The organism is Paenibacillus naphthalenovorans (genome assembly GCF_001465255.1).
Taxonomy (GTDB): Bacteria; Bacillota; Bacilli; order Paenibacillales; family NBRC-103111; genus Paenibacillus_G; species Paenibacillus_G naphthalenovorans.
In genome coordinates this window covers 1,519,947-1,539,369 of the sequence record NZ_CP013652.1, presented here as the reverse complement: position 1 = coordinate 1,539,369, position 19,423 = coordinate 1,519,947, and the positions used below count along the sequence as shown (strand labels likewise).

The window sequence follows — 19,423 nt, the reverse complement described above, 5'->3', positions numbered from 1 at the left end:
GATATCCCATATGAGGAAAAATAGTAGAATGACTATGGATCGGATGGTTTCCTGTTTTTTTCATTGTCCTCCCTCCTTTTCTGCTAAGTTACCATATCATACGCTGGAGATCTTTTATGCGTCATAGATTGATACCCCATAAGGAGAAAAATAGTAGAATGACCATGGACCGAATGAACTCCCGCTTTTTTTATTGTCCAATCCCCTTTTCCCGCTGGTTGCCCTATCGTGAGCTTAGGATCTTTGATGTGTCATAGATTCATATCCAGATTGCCGAAATATAGTAGAATACCCCTAAAACCGCCTGTTATAGGCTTCCAATCTACCTAAAAGCAGATCATGCATGAGGTTGATAGCCTATTAAAATGGTTGTTTATACCTTACAGCATTGCGAGACGGAGCATACAATGAATCCGAGGGCCGATAAGGAAGGGATGAGGATATGAAAATACTGTTAAGCACCTATTTTTATTTACCTCACGTAGGTGGTGTTTCCACTTATGTGGATATTTTAAAGAATGAGCTGGAAAAGATGGGGCACGAAGTGGACGTATTCGCTCACTATCCTGACATGGAAAAGTATTATATGCCGAATAATGGCCGAACGCTGGAGAAATTTAAAATTAAAGAGTTTGTTTACGAAAAAGTGTACACCTATTATGAGCAAAAAATGGCCCACGTCGATCCCTGGATCCGCTGGAGAGAAATCGAGAGATATTGCTTTGAAACGGCAGCCGTTTCCTTCGGTCTAAAAAAATACGATCTGATCCATACGCAGGATATCGTATCGACCAAAGCGCTGTGGCGAGTCAAACCCAAAGGCACTCCTTTGATTGCAACGATTCACGGGTGCCTCGCTAAAGAGTTTATTTATTCCGGGGAAGTTACCGGAAAAAACACGCTGCCATGGAAATACGCATCCGCTGAGGAATATTATGGAGCCGTCTCGAGCGATATGACGATCGTTCCAACCAGATGGCTCAGAAATTTGAACATTTCGGAGTTCAAGGTTCCGAAAAATCATATGAAGGTCATCCCGTACGGTATGGATATTCGCGCATTTCAGGGAAAGATGGAACAAGGAACAACCTTAAAAAACCCGCCGGATAAAAAAGTGCTCATATGCCCCGCCCGACTCGTTCCCGTGAAAGGGCACAAGCATTTGCTCGAAGCACTGTCCCTGCTGAAACAGAAAAGAAGCGATTGGGTATGCTGGCTTGTGGGGGATGGAGAACTGCGCGGCGATTTGATGCAGCAGTGCCTAAACTTGAATTTGCAGGAGCACGTCCTGTTTTTGGGAGCAAGATCCGATGTGCCTGCTCTGCTTAAACAGTCGCAAATTTTTGTTCTTCCCAGCTTGCAGGATAACCTGCCTTTCTCGGTCATGGAAGCTCAGGTTGCAGGAAAAGCCGTTGTTGTTTCCGATGCCGGCGGCATTCCGGAAATGGTCGAGCACGGTAAAACCGGTTTAGTTTCCCCCGCAGGCCAAAGCCAAGCTATGTATCGAAACCTTTTACGCGTTCTTGAGGATGATCTGATCCGGAGGCGGTTGGGCGAACAGGCCAAACAATGGGCGTTGTATCACTGGTCTATAGAAAAGATGATGGAGCAGACATTCGATGCTTACGAATCCATAGTATCCAAAAGAATTGTACGGCGAGGAGGTACTCATATTGGGCGATAAAGTGAGAGTAAGTCACCGGAATCTGTTAAGCAGAAAGCTCAAAGCCATCATCAGTCAAAACAGGCTGATGAAAATTTTGAAGGAACTGAAAAAAAATGCCTCGGTGTATAAAATATCCGTCTCAAAAAGACGCAAAGCCAAACTCCTATCGAGGAAAAAAATAGCAGATGTGAAAAAGATATTACTAAGAAAACGCAAGCTGAACACGGTGACAAAATTGAGGAAAAGTTCGGCAGCAGAAAACAAGAAAATACGAAATAAACGTAAAATCATGCGGCTCAAGAAAAAATTAGCGGCCAGAAAAAAGTTGGGCTCCAAACGTGTTAAACAAAGAAAATGGACGACGAAAATGAGATTGCTCCGAAAAGCGGCGAGAAAAAGACAGATGAAGAAAAGGAAATTATTCAGCAGGCAGCCGGGCAAAGATCTTCAGTTAGTTGCAGGAGACACGGTAAGCATCCCCGTTTCTCCGGTCTGGCCGGCCGAAGAGTTTTCATCCGGTGCGCTCGCACCCGCGGATCAATACAACTCCCTGTTTTCGTTTGAGGTAGACACCTCGAACAATATCCAGGTAAACCACGAATTGTGGGATTCGATCGTCGCAAACATGCCTAGCAACTATTCCATTCCGGATTCTGATTTTGTTAAAAGATTGTCCCTGCCGGCGGAGCAGATCAGTTCTGCGGAGAAGCAGTCTTCCTTACGAACGACAGCGATAGAAAATGATGTCTCTGTGGAAGGAATGGTGGAACCTCCTTTAATTGACTTACTTTCAGAGGGGCCAATATCGACCGCAGTGGATCTGCCCTCCGCTGCCGCCGGCGGAGCAAATGAACAAAAAAATGATGGAGACAAATAACGGTTTACGAGGCAAAGAGGGTTCAGCAAGCTCGGCATTATTTGCCCAAAACAGAAATCAAGCCGGATATTCTGTGAGCATATCCGGCTTGATTTCCGCTAACTTTCAAACAACCTTTTTAAAAGGGTCAGGTCGGGAATGGAGTAGGTTTGCGGGAGCCTCTCCAAAACAGATATCCAGAAAGTCTCCTCCCCGTCCCACGGCCCGGGAATGCCGCAGTTTTCGATGAAAGATTCGACCGGCATCGTCGGTTCGAGCGATTGGAGGAACGAAGGATCCAGCAAAGTATAATCTGCAGGCAGTGTTTCTTCCAACCTCGACCATAGCTGCGGGTTATCATGATCATAGAAGTCAAAAGAAAAAATCATGATTTCTTCACCTTCTTCAGGGCTTCATCGTATACCGCCATTGTCCGTTCGATTAAGGTAACGGAAGACCATTGCTTCAGCGCCCATTCTTTTGCTTGCGCAGCAAGACTCTCCCTCAATAGCGGATCGTTCATCATGCTTACCAACCGGTGGGCCAGCTCCTCTTCTTGATCCACCTCGAATAACAGTCCTGTTTTTTCATGTTGGATCATTTCCGGAATACCGCCGGTATTGGAAGCCACGATGGGAACGCCTGACAACTGCGCCTCCATTATGGAAAACGGCAAATTATCCTGAAGGGAAGGCAGCACCATAAGGTCCGATTGGTTCAGGAGATAAGGTACGTTGGTCTGATCTCCAAGCAGCGTTACCCGCTCCGTCAATGCGTAGTCTATAATCAACTGTTGAATATCATTGTGCAATGGTCCGTCTCCGATGAGCCAGCAATGCCAGGACGGATCCGAAGTTAATCTGCGCAAAGCGCCCAGCAGTATACGGTGCCCTTTCACAGGAACAAGCCTTGCTATACAGCTGATCGTAAACGCCCCCTTCTTGTCCGCCTGCCCGGTAAAAGGCTGCTTGAGCCGGTCTTCGAACGCTTGAGTATCCATCCCGTAGGGGATGACCGTCAGCATTTGCGGCGGTACGCCGAATTGAGCCAATTCCCTGCGCAGCCAATGTGTAGGTACAATCGTGGAATCCGCAGAGATGCACCCGTAATACTCTTCATCCGATGCATATTTCCAGGCTAAACTTTCTTTACTTCTGATTTCACCCGATATCAAATGCTCCTTGGCCAGCAGACCGTGAATCGTAGCCACCAAAGCGGTTGAGGGCGGTTTAACTCTGGATAACGCACGAGTTGAAATGATATCCTGCGTATGAATCACGTCATACTGCTTTAAATCAAACAGCGATGCCGCCACCTCGAAGCAGTAACGCTCAATTTCACGATAGCGGATCCAGGGGTCTACATGGGACAGGAAACGTTGGAAGAATCGCATCACCTTATCGTAAATGACCGATTTAATCGGCCATTTTTCAACCATTTCCCCTCCATTCACCAGGTAATAATGCGCCATATCCGGATGATGCGCCAGCACGTCCACCTGATGACCTGCCCGCTCTAATTGTTCCTTCAATAGTCGAACGTACACGTCTACGCCCCCCACATGGGGCAGATACCAGTACGTGGCCAATAATATTTTTTTCCCGGCTTGATCCCCGGAGCTATTGGATGTCGGAGTCACCGGAACGAGGATTGGAGCTTCCCGGCTTGGTTCAATGGGAGGTACGGAAGACATGAAATAAACGCAGCCTGACATAAATTTTTTTTGATTCATACCGGAAATGGCGCCGATTGCGATCCAAGCCCCTTCATGATTGCGTGTGCTCGAAACCGAATAACCAAATACTTCGGCTTCGCTGCCGTTAAACTCATGAACGACCTCTCCGCCCATATTCAATACATAGCTACTCCCGGCTCGGGCTCCGGCCAGTACCATCGGAGTGCCGGTTGTTCGATCGACTAGAGGAAAAACGCTTGATCCCAGTTCCTGAAGCCCGAACCAGCCTTCCTTTTCCAAAAGTATTTTGTTTTGATAGACGGAAATTATCGTGATCGTTCCGCATCTTACTTCTTCACCGCTTGCCTTGGGCGAACCCACGATCACCTCTTGCGCTCCGTCTCCATCCATATCGTATACGGAAACGTAGTATCCGAATTCATCATAGGAGCGTCGCCCCGCGGACTCGTACAGTAAACCCTTGTCCTGGGAATAGATAAGAACTCTTCCCGTTCGCTCCGCTCCGGCTTTTGAAAAGCGGGGGGCGCCGATCACGATCTCGTCCCTCCCATCTCCGTTAACGTCTCCTGATGCGAGCGCAAAGCCCAAGCCCTCCCGCTCCACTCCTGTAAATTGCGCCAGAACGCTCTTGTCGGCACCTGAAAATATCGTAACCCTCCCGTTCCGTTCCAAGCCGTCGGGATCCATGTAATGGGACGAGACTGCGATATCCGGCACCCCATCGCCGTTCCAATCCAAAATCGTGATGGCCGTTCCGAGCTTGGCGTAATCTTCTTGGCCATCCCATCGGTCAAGCAATTCTCCCGTTCTGCCGGAAAAAACCGATACTGTTCCGCACTCGATCCGGGAACCGGAGCTTGATCGCGGCGCGCCGACAATAATCTCGCATATGCCGTCGCCATTCATGTCCGCCAACGCAACAGAAGAGCCGAAGCACTCCCCGTACTTCTCCCCTTTTAAAATAAACAAAAGCCTTAATTCCTGCGAGTACACGTACAGCTTTCCCGTATAATAATGGGGGATCGGATTCACTCCGTATTCATCTTCGATATGTGTCGCCGTGCTTGCCGCAATGATCCATTCATCGTGGCCGTCTCCGTTAATATCTCCCGAAACGATCCGATGTCCGAATCGGTCATGCTCTCTTTCACCTTCTAACTGCTTCCATAAATAAAATGGCTTCTGATTGCTCAACCCCTATCCCTCCAAATGTAGTTATGGTTTACCCGGAAGTACGATTTCGACCGAAATCGGCTCTTCGGCCGAAACGGCTGTTTTTACCGTTCTGCTGCCAAGATTTGCCGCAGAGCAAACCAATGCATAATTGCCCGGTTGTACGTCAGGAAACCAAAAATGTCCGTTGTGATTGGTTTGAGCGCTGCAGAGAACAACCCCGGACATATCGATCAAATGGACATGGGCGCCAGGAACTCCGCGGAGAGGATCGGTTTGAACAACAACGTTTCCTTTCACGGCCGTAACGGATGGAACCGGTAGCTCCCGCTCCGTATCGAATAACTCCCAGAAACGGACGGTTAATCGGTTGACAAAATCCTCTTTCCATTCCATTGCTTTCTGGTTACCGATCGCTTCTTGATACACTTGGAACGTACGTTCGGTCATCACCTGATCATTCCATACCTTATGAGCAAATGCTTTGGCTGCGTTCGACAATCGCTCACGTAAAGCGCCGTCTTCTACCAGAAGAAGAAGCTTTTCATACAGTTCTTGCGCATTCCGGGGGCTCACGAAAAATCCGTTATTGCCGTCTTCAATCATTTCTGCGATGCCGCCTACTCTGGAGGCCACCACCGGCTTCCCTGCACTTTGCGCCTCTATAATGGAAAACGGGAGATTATCCTGCAATGAAGGAAGCACGACAATGTCGGCGGATGCCAGAAGCTCCGGCACATCGGAACGCTTGCCCAGGAGCTTTACATGTTCATGAATGCCGAGTTGATGGATCTGTTTCTCCAAATCCTCCTTCATGAGGCCGTCTCCAATGAGCCAGCAGACGACGCCTTTCCGTTTGCGCACAAGCAAGGCCATCGCCTCGAGGAGATATGTTTGACCTTTAATGGCAACTAAGCGGGCGGGACAGGCGATAATGATGGGTTGAGGTTCCCTGGATGTGACATTTATTTTCAAACGGGCAGGCTGAGAACGTTGAAAGGCATGTTGATCAATACCATAAGGGATGATATGCGTATTCGCATGGGAAATGTGGAATGAGGACAGTCGGTCAACAAGCCAGCGGCTCGGCAAGATCAAGGAATCTGGAGACATGCAGCCAAAATACTCTTCTAAAGCCAAATACTCCCGCTCGATCATCGAAAGATAACGGGCCTCGTTATTTTCTACCCACTCGGTCGCCAGGCAGCCGTGAATCGTCGCGACCAGAGGGATGTTGGCCGGCTTTACTCTGCTCAGGACAAGCGTCGAATAAATATCCTGCGTATGAATCACGTCATAATGGTCAAGCCGGGTTTGCAGGCACGCCAGCTGGAACGCATATTTCTCGCATTCCCGCCGAAACATCCATGGGGTAAGCATCGCCGGGCTTTCCTCGTAATGGCTCAAAACGATAGGCTCAGCCTGCCGGATGAGAGAGCTTTTTTTGAAGGTTAGACTATTGTTCAGAAAATAGTAATGAGTCATATCAGGATGCTGGGCAAGGATGTCCACTTCATGACCGGATTGTTCAAGACATTTGGCAAGGATGGTCACATATGTGGATACTCCGCCGACATGCGGCAGATGCCAGTATGTCGCGATTAATATTTTCATATCACAGTTTCTCCCCTCGCCGTACCGTTGGCGGAGTGATTTTTGCCATCTAGGCAATCCAAACGTTTCTTTCCGTTTCCTGATCTTTCCGGCATTACGATCTAGCGCGCATCGACATAGAATAGAATTGGCCTCATAGAACAGACTATGATTGCAGGTGAAGACATGCTATAGATAGCGGCTGAGTTTTTCTAAAATTGGTTTGCGTTACAACCGGGACAATTCATACTCCTCCAGCTGCGGCCATCCTATCCGGCATCTCCGCCCAGAAGAGGAAACGAAAACGCCGTTTTTCATCTGCCGCCGACGACGACGATTTTTTCCGCTAACCCGCAGCGCGAATGAACAGCTTCGTGTATTCATGCCGCTCTTCGTGCAATATTTGGTCAGCTTGAAACTGATCTACGATTTGTCCGGCTTTCATCACGATCATCCGGTTACTGATCATGCGGACGGCCGTGAGATCGTGGGAAATAAACAAAATGTACATGCCGAGCCTGGTTTGCAAGCTTTTCAGCAGCTTCAAGATTTGGGCTTGTACAGATACATCCAGGCTGGAGGTCGGCTCATCGCAAATCAGCAGCTTGGGATTCAAACTGATCCCGCGGGCTATCGCCACGCGCTGTTTTTGCCCGCCGCTCATCTCATGCGGATACCGCTCCAAGTAATTTCCGGACAGACCGACCATCTCCAACAGCTTGGCCGCCGTTTCTGGTCCGGAGTGCCTTACATCGGCCAGAAACGGCGGGATCACCTCAGAGAAATTATCAAGCGGCTCCATGATGGAACGCCAGACGGGAAGCCGCGGGTTCAGCGAAGCCGTCGGGTTCTGAAACACGACTTGAATATGCTTTCTCATCCTGCGCATGGCTTTTCCTTGAAGACCGGCAAGGGATACCCCCTGGAATCGGATATCTCCGCGGTCGGGTTTGTCCAAAGCAAGCAGCTGCCTTCCCAGCGTACTTTTACCGCTGCCGCTTTCGCCGACCACGCCAAGACACTCCCCTTCTCCTATTTGCAGGGAAACTTGATGTAAAGCCGCTACCTTTAACACAAAGATATTTATGTAATTATTACGATTATAAAACGTAATAATTATGCATATCGGATACCTCCTATGCTTCATTTGATGAAGAAACTGAAATCTCAATCAATAGTAATTATTACACATAAAGAGCATACGGGTTCTTATCTTTTTTTGTCAATATACTAAACGATGTTGGGATAGGAGCTGATATAATCACAATGCCAGGCTTCTCCCGCACACCGTCCCTTTAATGTTTAAAAAGCGGAGCAGCTGCCGGGGCATACTGCTCCACTCTCGCTTCCCGTATGTTTTGATGCCGAAAGACTCCGGCTTGGCCACCCGGTCATCCTGCTGCCGTTTACGATCACCCCAAACTTCACGCGACTATAATGTCGTTGAAACCGGCATTTCCAATAAGTAAAGCTTATGAAAATTATCCAATATGCTGTGAAGCATAGCCTCGGAGTCTTTATGCCGGTACGTTTGCAGACTGATCTGCTCCTTATTTTGAATATACTGAGCGTCTATTAATTCAGAAGACCATTCTGACACCATGGTTTCAATACATTTCGGCGTGGATTCAAGATGAAACTGTAAACCAAGTACACGGTCGCCGTAAGCAAATGCCTGGTTCTGACATGCCTCCGAATAAGCGAGGTGCAGTAATTCAGAAGAAAGCTCAAATGTATCGCCATGCCATTGAAAGGAATAGAAGCGATCGGGCAAGTCCTTCATCAGAAAGTGGGATTGACCTGTCCGAAAAACCGGATGCCAACCAATTTCTTTTTGTTCGTTTTTATATACTTTGCCCCCCAGAACCTCCGCTAACAGCTGGGCTCCAAGGCATATACCCAGTACCATTTTTTTCAGATGAACAGCTTTTCGGATAAAAGCTTTTTCCGCGGATATCCAGGGATGTCTTTGCTCATGATAAGCACTCATCGGACCGCCAAGGATAACTAATAAATCAAACGAAGAAACATCGGGGAAACGGCGGCCTTCAGAGGGCACAAAAGTTTCAACGTAACCGTGATGAGTCGATGCCCATGTCACAAAACATGACTCGTCGTCAAAAGAAAAATGTTTCAGCAGAAGCAAACGCATAGAACCGCCCCTTTTTAGTTCATTTTACGTTATGTATTATAACACTAAAAAAGTTAGATATCTATCCTTCGACATAACTACCCGTTTTCCCCTCTCATTCTACTAAATCATTTGCTGCGTCCGGGCCGTATTGTCATTTATTGGTTTATAGCACCTGTTCTATTGAGTTGATGCCGGTTCACACAATGGGCCGGTTCTTTGCCGTTTAATACGGCAATGATTTCGTCTGCGGCTCCTACAGCCATTCGAATTAAAGCGTCTTTCGTATGAGCGGCCATATGAGGAGTGACGATCACTTGCTCCAATTCCCATAACAGGTGCTGCTTCGGCGCAGGTTCGTCTTCGAATACATCCAGCCCGGCGCCCGCGATATCACCCGATTGGATGGCATGATAGAGGGCTTCCTCATCCACCAGTCCGCCTCTTGCACAGTTAATGAGATAAGCTGAATTCTTCATTTTCTTCAATGCTTCCGCATTAATAAAATGGTGCATCTCCGGCAAGTAAGGAAGGTGAAGTGAGACAAAATCCGATTCCGTTAAAATCGTCTCGATGGAATCGACCAGACGAACGCCATCCAAATAAACCTCTTTTACATACGGATCATAAACGATGGCGTTCATGCCTAAACCTGAGGTGCATTTGTTCACGACCAGCCTTCCGATATTGCCGTAACCAATCAATCCTAACGTCTTTCCCGCAAGCTCGGATCCGATAAAAAGGTTACGAACCTCAAAACGCCCTTTTCTAAGCTCTTTATCGGCTTTAACGATATGGTGGGCAAGGGCAATCATCATTCCGACCACATGCTCGGCTACAGAGTTGGTATTAGACCGGGGAACGTTCGTAACGAATATCCCTTTCTCCGAGGCAGCCGCCATATCGATGTTATCCACCCCGATCCCGTGTCTGGCAATCACCTTTAGCTGAGGACATTGCTCGATCACCTGACGGCCAATTTGCGCAGTCCTTATGAGAATCGCATCGCAGTCTTCCGGAACCTCCAACAAGCGGTCATCGATAGGCTGCTCCGGATAAATCACTTCCAGACCCGCTTGCTCCAATCTTTCCAATCCTTCCTTGGCGATCGGTTGGGCCACCATCACTTTATAACGTTTCATGGGTTATCAAATCCTCTCTGTTCATTTACATCTCTACATCGCTGGCAAGCATTCCCCTTTTCTTCTTCACCACACTGATGATACTTCCAGCCAGAACGACCAGGGCCACGATCATAAGAACCGCGGATATCGGTCGTTCAAAGAAAATCATTAACGAACCTTCCGACATCGCCAGGGATTGAAGTAAGGAGGTTTCGATCAGCGCTCCGAGTACGAAGGTCAATACGGTTGCCGCGATGGGAATATCCAGCTTTTTCATAAAGTAGCCGATGATTCCGAACATAAACATGACCCCGACATCCCATAAGCTGTTGTTAACGCTGTACACACCCAGAATAGAAATGATCAAAATGATCGGGAACAATAACTTATAAGGAACCAAAGCGATTTTGGCCCACATTCCGGCCATCGGAAGATTCATAAATAACAGGATCAGGTTACCTATAAACATACTCGCGATGACTCCCCAGACGAAATCCGGGTTGTTCTGGAATAATTGGGGACCCGGCGTCAAGCCGTGGAGGATAAAAGCGCCTAAAATGACGGCAACTGTTGGCGAGCTTGGGATCCCCAGCGTAAAGAGCGGAATCAGGGCTGCACCGCTATAGGCATTGTTCGCGGTTTCCGGTCCTGCCACACCCTCAATGGCTCCTTTTCCAAAACGGGTGGGGTCTTTCGCCATTTTCTTCTCCAGGGAATACGACATCAGTGACGCAATGACCGCATTAGCGCCCGGGATCAAGCCCAATATAAAACCTAACCCTGTACCGCGCCCGATCGCTTTCATCGTCGGCGCCCATTCCTCTTTATTTGGGAACAGTCCCTTGACCTTCGGCGGCTTACCCACTTTCATGGCGTTTTCGGCGTTTAGCAAAATCTCCGAAATCCCAAAAAGCCCCATCGCAATGGCAACAAAATCAAAACCATTCAACAATTCCATTTGGTCAAAGGTAAAGCGAATCGATGCGGAGACAGGATCCATTCCGATCAGGGAGAGGAGAAGTCCAATAATCGCTGCAATCATACCTTTGACCAGCGATCTTCCCATCAAACCGATGAGCATTAACAATCCTACCATCATCAAAGCAAAAAATTCAGGCGGACCGAAACGCAGCGCGAAATGAGCAAGTGGCGGACCGACAAAAGCAAGTCCCAGAATCGCCGCCGTCCCCCCGATAAAGGAGCCTATGCCGGCCACTCCGAGCGCAACGCCTGCTCTTCCCTGTTTAGCCATTTGATGACCATCAAGACAGGTAATCACCGACGCCGCTTCCCCGGGGGTGTTAATTAATACGGAGGTGATAGTCCCCCCGTACATCGCGCCGTAAAAAATTCCGGAAAGCATGATAATCGCCGACATCGGGTCCAACCCGAAGGTAAGCGGAATCAGGATGGCCGTACCTGCCGTCGGGCCTAAGCCCGGCATAACTCCGACAAGCATCCCTATCGTGACGCCGACCAAGCAATATAACAAATTCCATCCGGAAATCGCATGTTCAAAACCAACGAACAAATTCGAAAATAGTTCCACGGCATCACCACCCCCAGGCATTAACCGGTATCGGCACAGACAGCAGTTTACAGAACACCCAGAACAGAATAATCGAAATTCCAATGGAAATCCCAAGGCCGGCGTACCATTGGTACTCTCTTGCCAGCAGAATGAAAAGAAAAAGGGTCCCGGCCATCACAAAGCCAATCGATTTAACGGTTAGTAGAAAGAGAAGAAATGACCCGATGATGGTTACGATATTGATGAAGCCCTTCCCTCTCGGCAAAATATCCTTGAACCTGGTAATATGCTTTATGGAATTCATCATGTAAACCACCGAGAGAATGATGAGAAGCCCGCTTAGCCACAAAGGAAGAAGGCCCGGTCCTGGCCCCTCCGGCCCCATATAATCAAACGAAAGAGACATCCAAAAGAACATCAAGCCGAACAGAAAAATGAAGATCGCCGCCCAAACACCGGCATTTTGTCTCATCAAAATCAACCACCTCTTTTGCCGATGATAAGGGCATATCAGCACGCAGCACAGACATGCCCTTTAAGAAAATTACTTGATTAGACCAATGGACTTTGCCACATCGCCGGTCGTCTTGTTCGTTTGAGCAATGATGTCGGCAAATTCTTTGCTATCCGCGTAGGCTGGTTCAAGACCAATCCGGTTGAATTCCTCTTTGATCGATGGATCTGCCATCGCCTTCTTGAACACCTCACGAAGAATATCGACGACTTCTTTCGGTGTGTCTTTGTGAACAACGACGCCGGACCAGGTGTCCAAACCTACAAATCCTTTATCCTTTAAGAATACCGCATCCTTGAAGGCCTCAATTTTGCTTGTGCCGGCGTTAGCGAGTACGCGCACCGTACCGGAGTCCACATGCGGTTTGGCTTCCTGTGTCAGAACGACCGCCCCCTGCACATGACCGCCTAACAAAGCCGTAAGTGCAGGCGCCGCACCGTCAAACGGTACATGCTTGGTTTGGATGCCTTCCAGAATATTGATGCCTTCCATCGTTAAATGCTGAGTATTGCCTGCCCCTGGCGTCCCGTAGGTAAATTTGCCCGGATTTTTCTTCACCCAATCCAGCCACTCGTCATACGTTTTCCAAGGAGCGTCAGCCTTGACCACCAACAGGTTTTGTGCGGAATTAAATCGCGCAACAGGAATGAAGTCGTCTATTTGAAATGGAGTTTTGCCGTAATTGGGTTGAATCGCCAGGTTACCGGTCGTTACGGAACCGATCTTATACCCGTCAGCATTCGACTGCAGGATATCGGCCAAAGCTATCGTTCCGCTGCCTCCCGTTTTATTGGATACGACAATCGATCTGCCACCCGGCATGTATTTGTTGGCAACGTTTGCAACGATTCGCGCAACGGCGTCTGTGCCGCCGCCTGCGGCAAAGCCAACCACGAGTTCGATATCCTTTTTCGGAAAATCGGTTTTGGTCTCTTTGTTCTGTGTTTCCGCAGCTTGCTCAGCACCCGTTGGTTTTGTTTCAGGAGCATTGGAACAGCCTGCAGACCCCAAAACCAGCGCGCCTGTGAGCAGCGTGAATAAAAAGCTTTTCCCGATTTGCATATAAACCCTCCTCAATAGTGTAGTAGACTCTATAGGCTTATCATACTTAATGAAAGCGGTAACAACATATTTTCAAGACGAACTGTTGATATGAAATAACTAAACGATTCATTATGGCGACAAAATCACCGCTATTTAACTAAACCGATGACTTTAGCTACGTCTCTGGTTAACTTGCTTGTTCGGGCAATGATTTCAGCAAATTCTTTGCTGTCCGCATAAGCCGGTTCGAGGCCGATGTTATTGAATTCTTCTTTGAGCAGCGGATCATTCATCGCTTTCCTAAACACATCCCGAAGCGTATCCACGATCTCTTGCGGGGTGCCTTTCGCCACAACCACGCCCGACCAGGTGTCCAGGCCGATAAATCCTCTTTCCCTCAAAAACACGGCATCCGGGTAGGCTTTCGTCGGGGACGTCCCCAAGTTCGCCAGTACGCGCAGCGAGCCGGCATCCACATGCGGCTTGGCTTCTTGCGACAGAACGATCACTCCCTGCACATATCCGTCCAACAAAGCTTTGATCGAAAGCGCTGCGCCGTCATAGGGTACATGCTTGGTTTGGATGCTTTCCAGGATGTTAACAGCTTCCATCGCCAGGTGCTGGGTATTGCCTGCTCCGCTTGATCCATAGGTAAACTGGCCGGGATGCTTCATTACCCAGGCTAACCATTCATCGTAGCTTTTCCACGGGGCATCGGCCCTAACTACAAGGATATTTGGCGCGGAGTTAAACTGTGCGATCGGAATAAAGCTGTCGGATGCAAACGGGGTTTTACCGTAGTTCGGCTGGATCGCCAAGCTGCCTGCGGATACAGACCCTAACTTATATCCATCTGGATTCGCTTGCATAATGTCGACAAGGGCATTCGTTCCGCTATCGCCCGGTTTATTGGTTACTCTTATGGTTTTACCGTTTGGCATATACTTTTCTGCAGTCTTCGCCACGATACGAGCCACGACATCCGTGCCTCCGCCCGCGGTATATCCGACAACCATTTCTATATTTTTAAGCGGATAAACCGGTTTAACCATTTCATTCACAGGCTTCGGAGCTTGTGAGCAGGCCGTTGTCCCTAATAGCAGTACAGGAATAAGCAAAGATGATCGAAAGCTTTTACCCATTTGCACGATGTACATCCCTCCCGCATATTTGCTATGTGAAATCCCTGAATGTTAAGAAAAAAGGCTATCTCCAATGTGCAACTTTTTTGGGATAGCCGGCTTAGAAGTCTAAGTATTCACGTATTTCCTTGATATAGGAACGACTGACCGGAACTTTGGAACCGTCACTCAATAAAAGGTTATACGTCCCGTTAAACCAAGGTTCCACTTCTTCTACAAAGTCCGCATTCACGATATACCCCCTATGGGTACGCAAAAAAGGGAAGCTTCCCAGCTTATGGGTCATCTCATATAACGGAGCATCAATCTTGAACCTGGCGTCCACCGATTTCAGTACAACCTGTCGGTCTTCTGTTCCAATATATACGATTTTGTCCATGTCAACCATAATGATTCGCTCTCCTTGCGAGACGGCAAGCTTGTTTTTACGCTTTTCAGATGGTTTAGAATGGGTTAGAGATCCCTCCGCTTTCTGCTGCTCCGTCAGCTTTTTGACTTTCTCAATGGTTTGCTCGATCCGATCCTCCATAAATGGCTTGGTGATATAATCAATCGCATTCAATTCAAATGCTTCCAATGCATGCTGATGAAAAGCCGTAGCAAACACAACCCATGGAGGACGTTTTAGCCTGTTAATTTGCTTTGCAACCTCCAGGCCGCTTCCATCCGCAAGGCATATATCCAAAAAAATCACATCCGGCTCTAATTGTTTAATATCGGAAACGGCTTCCTCCATCGTATCCGATTCTCCTATGACCTTGACTTCTCTCAATCTGGCAAGCAAATATTTAAGTTCATCCCTAGCAAATGGCTCGTCCTCTATCAAGTAGGCTCTCAGCATCCCCATACTCCCCTCCATCTGTTCGTAGAAACCGCAGTTCAATTTGAGTTCCTTTATCCTTCTCACTGCTAATCTTCATGGAAACATTGGCTCCGTAGAGCCCATGCAGGCGTTCATGGATATTATGTAATGCAGTGCCTGTGCCTTTATGAGAATCAACCGCTTTTTTCCCCAATAGGTTCAGTCTTTCCTTATCCATTCCTTTTCCGTTGTCTTTGACCTCAATCACTACATGACCTTGGTCATTGTAAACTTGAATATTCACCATTCCTCCTTTCCTTCTGCCTGCAAATCCATGGCTGATTGAATTTTCCACCAGCGGCTGCAGAGTGAAAGGAGGAATTAAGGTTTCCTCGAGTCCGGGTTCAACTTGTATATTTAAACGATAGCGTCCCGGAAAACGGGCCTGCTCTAAGGCTAAATAGGCCTGGACATGCTCCAGTTCTTTCGACAGCGGAATGAATAACTGCCTGGCGCCCTGTAAATTACTGCGAAAAAACGTCCCCAAATCCAACAACAGTTTTCTTGCCAGCATGGCATCGGTTCTGCATATGGAAACTAACGTATTAATGGAATTAAAGAGAAAATGCGGATTAACCTGTGCCTGAAGCGCCTTGATCTCCGCATCGGCAAGCAGCTTTTTCTGCCGCTCTACCTCACCCAGTTCCAACTGGGTAGAGAACAGCTTACTCAATCCTTCAGCCAGCTCTTCCTCCGCAGCACTCATGGAATGCGCCTTTCTGTAGTACAGCAAGAGGGCGGCGATCGGTTCTCCACTGACCACAAGAGGCAAAACGATGACCATGGCAAAGGGGAATGTCTGCTCCTCCTGTTTGTTCCGGCGCTTAAAAACGACCCTCTGGCCGGACACCAACGCGTTTCGAATTAAGGATTGATGCATCCGCTGGGACACGTATAGTTCTTCCTCGCCGCCGCCAACATAGGCAATGATTTCCAACCGGTTCGTAATACCAATAGCGTCGGCGCCGCTTTGCCTATGGATGATTTTCGCCGCTTCTCTACATGAGGAAGCATGAAGTCCCTGACGGAAATAGGGAAGCGTTTTGTCTGCAATAAACAAGGCTTTATGCGTTTCAAAAGCGCGTGCTTTCGCATCTTCCTTTAGAACGGTCTCCAATATTTGCGCAAAAATCCAAACCCCTAGTGAATTAATGACGATCATGGGAATGGCGATTAAACGTACCAATTGAAACGCTAATATATCCGGCTCGGGGAGAAACAAAAGGATGGCCATATGAATCAGTTCTAAGAACAACGCCACCCATAAGGCCGATAAAGGAGTCACTTTACCTTTTCTCTTCAAATATGCGCCGGCCCAACCAGCCAGTAACCCTAATATAAGGAATGAACCCAGCGTAGCCCAATCGGCGAATCCGCCATATAGAAAACGATATCCTCCAATGACCAGGGCAATTCCCAAACCGATCACGGGACCTCCTAATAGCCCCCCCATGATCGTGGCTACGGGGCTGGTGTTGGCGATGGAAGAGTGACCATTGCTGGTTCCCCAATTCCATGCGGTAAGCGCGAGATGATCCGTCATGATATGGATTCCTATGTAATGGCTCACAATTCCAAATAAGGCAAATGTGGCAAAAATGATCACTTTACTTTGTTGATTTAAACCCTTTTGAAAAATAAGGTGAAAGGATTTGATCCGGGTCAACAGAAAGGCAATGGTTACAATCATCGCCATGTTTTCCGCTAGCTGACGCAGTAATTCCCACATGATGAATCACCTCCTTAGCTAGTAACCAATCGGAATCCTATAAAGCGCTTCCATAAAACCTGCTAAGCATTTCTCATTTACGGTAGAGGTAACTCCGGAAACGATCGTCCCTTTACGAGGAACTATAATTTACAAATTTATAGATGTCAATCAGATATTTAACTGATATATCTGAATTCATATTAATTCTAATGATCGTGCGATGTCAATAACGATTTTATAATAAACAAATAACCCACGATGGCACGTGGGCTGTTCAGGGGATATTTTCTTGCACTTCATCAACAACACAAGAATCCGTTAAGTGAATGCCATATGCTCCATTACTTCTGGAGTTCCTTGACATATAAAACCATTGCCGACATATCCTTATCTCCATGTGAGCTTTCTTTTGCCTGTTGAAACAAAGATGTGATTGGCTTCCCTATAGGCAGGTTTATATCATTGTCTTCGGCCATTTTTTGTACCAGCGTCAAATCTTTAAACAGCAGCTTCAAAGCAAACCCCGCTTGAAATTGATTTTGGGCAATGAAATTCGTGTAGTGTCTCTCAAAAATCCGGCTCTGCGCATAGCTTGCATTTAAGATGTCGAACATCAATGGCCCGTCGATGCCCATTTTTTCTCCAATGATGAACGCTTCGCTGGCTGCTTGCGTATGAACGCCGACCATGTATTGATTGATCAATTTGATAATCGTTCCGCTGCCTACAGGTCCGGTATGATAAATTTGTTTCCCCAGCACTTCAAACAAAGGATATACCTTATGGAATACTTCCTTTTTCCCGCCGACCATTATGCTTAATGTTCCGCTCTCTGCTCCGAAATTCCCTCCGCTTACAGGCGCGTCCAAAAACTCTATCCCCTTCTTCGCGGCTTCCTTCTCTATTTTATGGTTCAGGTCCGGAGATACCGTGCTGAAATCGATCAGGATTTGTCCGGCATGTCCGTTGGCTACGATCCCGTCGGAGCCGAGGAAAACCTCCTCCACATCAGCGGGAAAAGGCAAACAGGTCATCATCACATCAGCAATTCGCGCTAACTCGGGAAGCGAATAGCCCGTCTTCCCCCCGGCCTCGGCAAAGAGCTGCTCGCGGCCCTTGCTGCGATTCAGCCCATACACTTCATAATTAGCCTTAACCAAGTTTTTGGACATGGGCAATCCCATATTCCCGAGCCCGATGAAAGCAACCTTCATATGTTTCCCTCCTGTGGTTTGTTCAGAATACGCTTACGTAAAGGGTCCTATAAACCGGAGTTCATAGGACCTTGCGAGAAGCTTTTACGATTCGGGAAGAATCGCCTCCGTTACCATTTCCCATTCATGGATCTCATAACCTCTTGCCTGGTGAATCACATAAGGGTCCTGTTGGACGATATGCCTGACTTCCTCTTCCGAATCGGCTTTATAAATGACCAGACCTCCGGCTCCGTCCAAGAATCTGCCATTGGCAAAAATTTTTCCTTCCTTGCGCCTGATCGCCAGATAATCAAGGTGCTGCGGACGGTATTCCTGGCTCTTTTCCGGACTAAGCATCGGTAAAAAGACAGCAAAATATTTCAATCATCCTCATCTCCTTCCGGATTATTTTGATCGGCTTAACGGATTACCGGCTTTTACGACTTCTCCGAGTGCATTATACAGCACGGGTGTAATCGCAATACCGATATAAGGAGCTCCCCACTGCTGTTTTTGGGTCACAGCCGGCGCGCTCGCCACCTGAATCCCCACCGTAACCCCATGCTTCCGTCCTGCCGCCATCACGCGGTCCATCGCTTGTTGAACCTCCGGGTGCTCCGGTCCTTCAGCACTGTACCCCATCGTGACCGACAAATCCGTTGGACCGATATAGCAAATGTCAATTCCCGGCACACTCATAATCTCATCAATATGGTCGACGGCTTCCGGCGTTTCAATATGTACGGCGATCAGGATTTCTTCATTGGACTGCTGCAAATAGGCAGCGCCGCCTCCTTTACCGTATTGTGCCGACCTGCATGAATAGGCCGTGCCTCTTCTGCCAACCGGAGGATATTTTGCTTTTTGCACAACTTCTTCCGCTTCTTCCTTCGTATTGACCATCGGAACATGAAGTCCCATCGCACCGCGGTCAAGCGCTTTTTGAATATCGGATTTATCGTAAGCCACCCGTACAATCGGAACGGTTCCGGCCAATTCCGCGGCGCGTATCATCTCTTCGACTTCTCCCCAGCTAAACGGGCCATGCTCGTTGTCAATAACGACAAAATCAAAACCTGCATGTCCGAGTATTTCGACTACTGATGGAGAATGAAACCCGATAAAGCAGCCCGTGGCACACTGTCCGTTTTTCAATTTCTGTTTCACCATGTTCGGCATCATTC

17 protein-coding genes are annotated in these 19,423 nt (G+C 47.9%); 2 read left to right on the top strand and 15 right to left on the bottom strand.

What is annotated here, in order from left to right; translation table 11 throughout:
• Nucleotides 1-442: 442 nt before the first annotated feature.
• Together IJ22_RS07415 and IJ22_RS07410 are read left to right on the top strand one after the other, a co-directional pair.
• Nucleotides 443-1,684, top strand: a complete 1,242-nt coding sequence (locus IJ22_RS07415) for a glycosyltransferase family 4 protein (protein WP_062408275.1) — start codon at nucleotides 443-445, stop codon at nucleotides 1,682-1,684.
• Nucleotides 1,674-2,543 carry a hypothetical protein gene (locus IJ22_RS07410; protein ID WP_062408273.1) on the top strand — a complete coding sequence of 290 codons (870 nt, stop codon included), beginning with the start codon at nucleotides 1,674-1,676 and terminating at the stop codon, nucleotides 2,541-2,543. The genes IJ22_RS07415 and IJ22_RS07410 overlap by 11 nt, the downstream gene beginning before the upstream one ends.
• A 98-nt stretch (nucleotides 2,544-2,641) precedes the next feature.
• On the opposite strand, the gene IJ22_RS07405 is transcribed toward IJ22_RS07410, so the two are convergent.
• The 15 genes from IJ22_RS07405 to IJ22_RS07335 form a co-directional block, all read right to left on the bottom strand.
• A complete protein-coding gene (locus tag IJ22_RS07405) occupies nucleotides 2,642-2,911 on the bottom strand; it encodes a hypothetical protein (RefSeq protein WP_062408271.1) in 270 nt (89 codons plus the stop codon).
• Nucleotides 2,908-5,412: a glycosyltransferase gene (locus IJ22_RS25660; protein ID WP_082660728.1), complete on the bottom strand. Its 2,505-nt coding sequence runs from the start codon at nucleotides 5,410-5,412 to the stop codon at nucleotides 2,908-2,910. Before IJ22_RS25660 ends, IJ22_RS07405 begins: the two co-directional genes overlap by 4 nt.
• 21 nt (nucleotides 5,413-5,433) lie before the next feature.
• The gene (locus IJ22_RS07395) at nucleotides 5,434-7,005 is read right to left on the bottom strand and encodes a glycosyltransferase (protein WP_062408269.1); all 1,572 of its coding nucleotides are present in this window, start codon (nucleotides 7,003-7,005) and stop codon (nucleotides 5,434-5,436) included.
• A 325-nt stretch (nucleotides 7,006-7,330) separates the two neighbouring features.
• On the bottom strand, nucleotides 7,331-8,101 hold the full coding sequence (locus tag IJ22_RS07390; protein ID WP_062410902.1) for an ABC transporter ATP-binding protein: 771 nt from the start codon (nucleotides 8,099-8,101) through the stop codon (nucleotides 7,331-7,333).
• Nucleotides 8,102-8,416: 315 nt separating this feature from the next.
• Nucleotides 8,417-9,136 carry a type 1 glutamine amidotransferase gene (locus IJ22_RS07385; protein ID WP_062408266.1) on the bottom strand — a complete coding sequence of 240 codons (720 nt, stop codon included), beginning with the start codon at nucleotides 9,134-9,136 and terminating at the stop codon, nucleotides 8,417-8,419.
• 137 nt (nucleotides 9,137-9,273) lie between these two features.
• Complete coding sequence (locus tag IJ22_RS07380) at nucleotides 9,274-10,257, bottom strand: hydroxyacid dehydrogenase (RefSeq protein ID WP_062408264.1); 984 nt, start codon at nucleotides 10,255-10,257, stop codon at nucleotides 9,274-9,276.
• A gap of 25 nt (nucleotides 10,258-10,282) precedes the next feature.
• Nucleotides 10,283-11,788, bottom strand: coding sequence for a tripartite tricarboxylate transporter permease (locus IJ22_RS07375; protein WP_062408262.1), 1,506 nt, complete (start codon nucleotides 11,786-11,788; stop codon nucleotides 10,283-10,285).
• A gap of 4 nt (nucleotides 11,789-11,792) precedes the next feature.
• Nucleotides 11,793-12,242: a tripartite tricarboxylate transporter TctB family protein gene (locus IJ22_RS07370; RefSeq protein WP_054817244.1), complete on the bottom strand. Its 450-nt coding sequence runs from the start codon at nucleotides 12,240-12,242 to the stop codon at nucleotides 11,793-11,795.
• 72 nt (nucleotides 12,243-12,314) lie between these two features.
• A complete protein-coding gene (locus IJ22_RS07365) occupies nucleotides 12,315-13,346 on the bottom strand; it encodes a Bug family tripartite tricarboxylate transporter substrate binding protein (protein WP_054817243.1) in 1,032 nt (343 codons plus the stop codon).
• A gap of 131 nt (nucleotides 13,347-13,477) precedes the next feature.
• A complete protein-coding gene (locus IJ22_RS07360) occupies nucleotides 13,478-14,470 on the bottom strand; it encodes a Bug family tripartite tricarboxylate transporter substrate binding protein (protein ID WP_235594334.1) in 993 nt (330 codons plus the stop codon).
• Nucleotides 14,471-14,570: 100 nt separating this feature from the next.
• Nucleotides 14,571-15,311 (bottom strand): LytR/AlgR family response regulator transcription factor, encoded by a 741-nt coding sequence (locus tag IJ22_RS07355; RefSeq protein WP_062408258.1) that lies wholly within the window; start codon nucleotides 15,309-15,311, stop codon nucleotides 14,571-14,573.
• Nucleotides 15,271-17,061: a LytS/YhcK type 5TM receptor domain-containing protein gene (locus IJ22_RS07350; RefSeq protein ID WP_062408256.1), complete on the bottom strand. Its 1,791-nt coding sequence runs from the start codon at nucleotides 17,059-17,061 to the stop codon at nucleotides 15,271-15,273. The genes IJ22_RS07355 and IJ22_RS07350 overlap by 41 nt, the downstream gene beginning before the upstream one ends.
• Nucleotides 17,062-17,384: 323 nt before the next feature.
• The gene (locus IJ22_RS07345) at nucleotides 17,385-18,257 is read right to left on the bottom strand and encodes an NAD(P)-dependent oxidoreductase (protein ID WP_062408254.1); all 873 of its coding nucleotides are present in this window, start codon (nucleotides 18,255-18,257) and stop codon (nucleotides 17,385-17,387) included.
• 84 nt (nucleotides 18,258-18,341) lie between these two features.
• Nucleotides 18,342-18,623 carry a YciI family protein gene (locus IJ22_RS07340; RefSeq protein WP_054817236.1) on the bottom strand — a complete coding sequence of 94 codons (282 nt, stop codon included), beginning with the start codon at nucleotides 18,621-18,623 and terminating at the stop codon, nucleotides 18,342-18,344.
• A 21-nt stretch (nucleotides 18,624-18,644) separates the two neighbouring features.
• Nucleotides 18,645-19,421, bottom strand: coding sequence for an HpcH/HpaI aldolase family protein (locus tag IJ22_RS07335; RefSeq protein WP_235594281.1), 777 nt, complete (start codon nucleotides 19,419-19,421; stop codon nucleotides 18,645-18,647).
• Nucleotides 19,422-19,423: the final 2 nt, after the last annotated feature.

Coding starts and splice junctions, on each gene's coding strand:
- IJ22_RS07350 (WP_062408256.1), bottom strand. CDS start 17,061: ATGTGGGAATTACTGCGTCAGCTAGCGGAAAACATGGCGATGATTGTA.
- IJ22_RS07405 (WP_062408271.1), bottom strand. CDS start 2,911: ATGATTTTTTCTTTTGACTTCTATGATCATGATAACCCGCAGCTATGG.
- IJ22_RS07380 (WP_062408264.1), bottom strand. CDS start 10,257: ATGAAACGTTATAAAGTGATGGTGGCCCAACCGATCGCCAAGGAAGGA.
- IJ22_RS07355 (WP_062408258.1), bottom strand. CDS start 15,311: ATGCTGAGAGCCTACTTGATAGAGGACGAGCCATTTGCTAGGGATGAA.
- IJ22_RS07370 (WP_054817244.1), bottom strand. CDS start 12,242: ATGAGACAAAATGCCGGTGTTTGGGCGGCGATCTTCATTTTTCTGTTC.
- IJ22_RS07335 (WP_235594281.1), bottom strand. CDS start 19,421: ATGATGCCGAACATGGTGAAACAGAAATTGAAAAACGGACAGTGTGCC.
- IJ22_RS07415 (WP_062408275.1), top strand. CDS start 443: ATGAAAATACTGTTAAGCACCTATTTTTATTTACCTCACGTAGGTGGT.
- IJ22_RS07345 (WP_062408254.1), bottom strand. CDS start 18,257: ATGAAGGTTGCTTTCATCGGGCTCGGGAATATGGGATTGCCCATGTCC.
- IJ22_RS07365 (WP_054817243.1), bottom strand. CDS start 13,346: ATGCAAATCGGGAAAAGCTTTTTATTCACGCTGCTCACAGGCGCGCTG.
- IJ22_RS07360 (WP_235594334.1), bottom strand. CDS start 14,470: ATGGGTAAAAGCTTTCGATCATCTTTGCTTATTCCTGTACTGCTATTA.
- IJ22_RS07395 (WP_062408269.1), bottom strand. CDS start 7,005: ATGAAAATATTAATCGCGACATACTGGCATCTGCCGCATGTCGGCGGA.
- IJ22_RS07385 (WP_062408266.1), bottom strand. CDS start 9,136: ATGCGTTTGCTTCTGCTGAAACATTTTTCTTTTGACGACGAGTCATGT.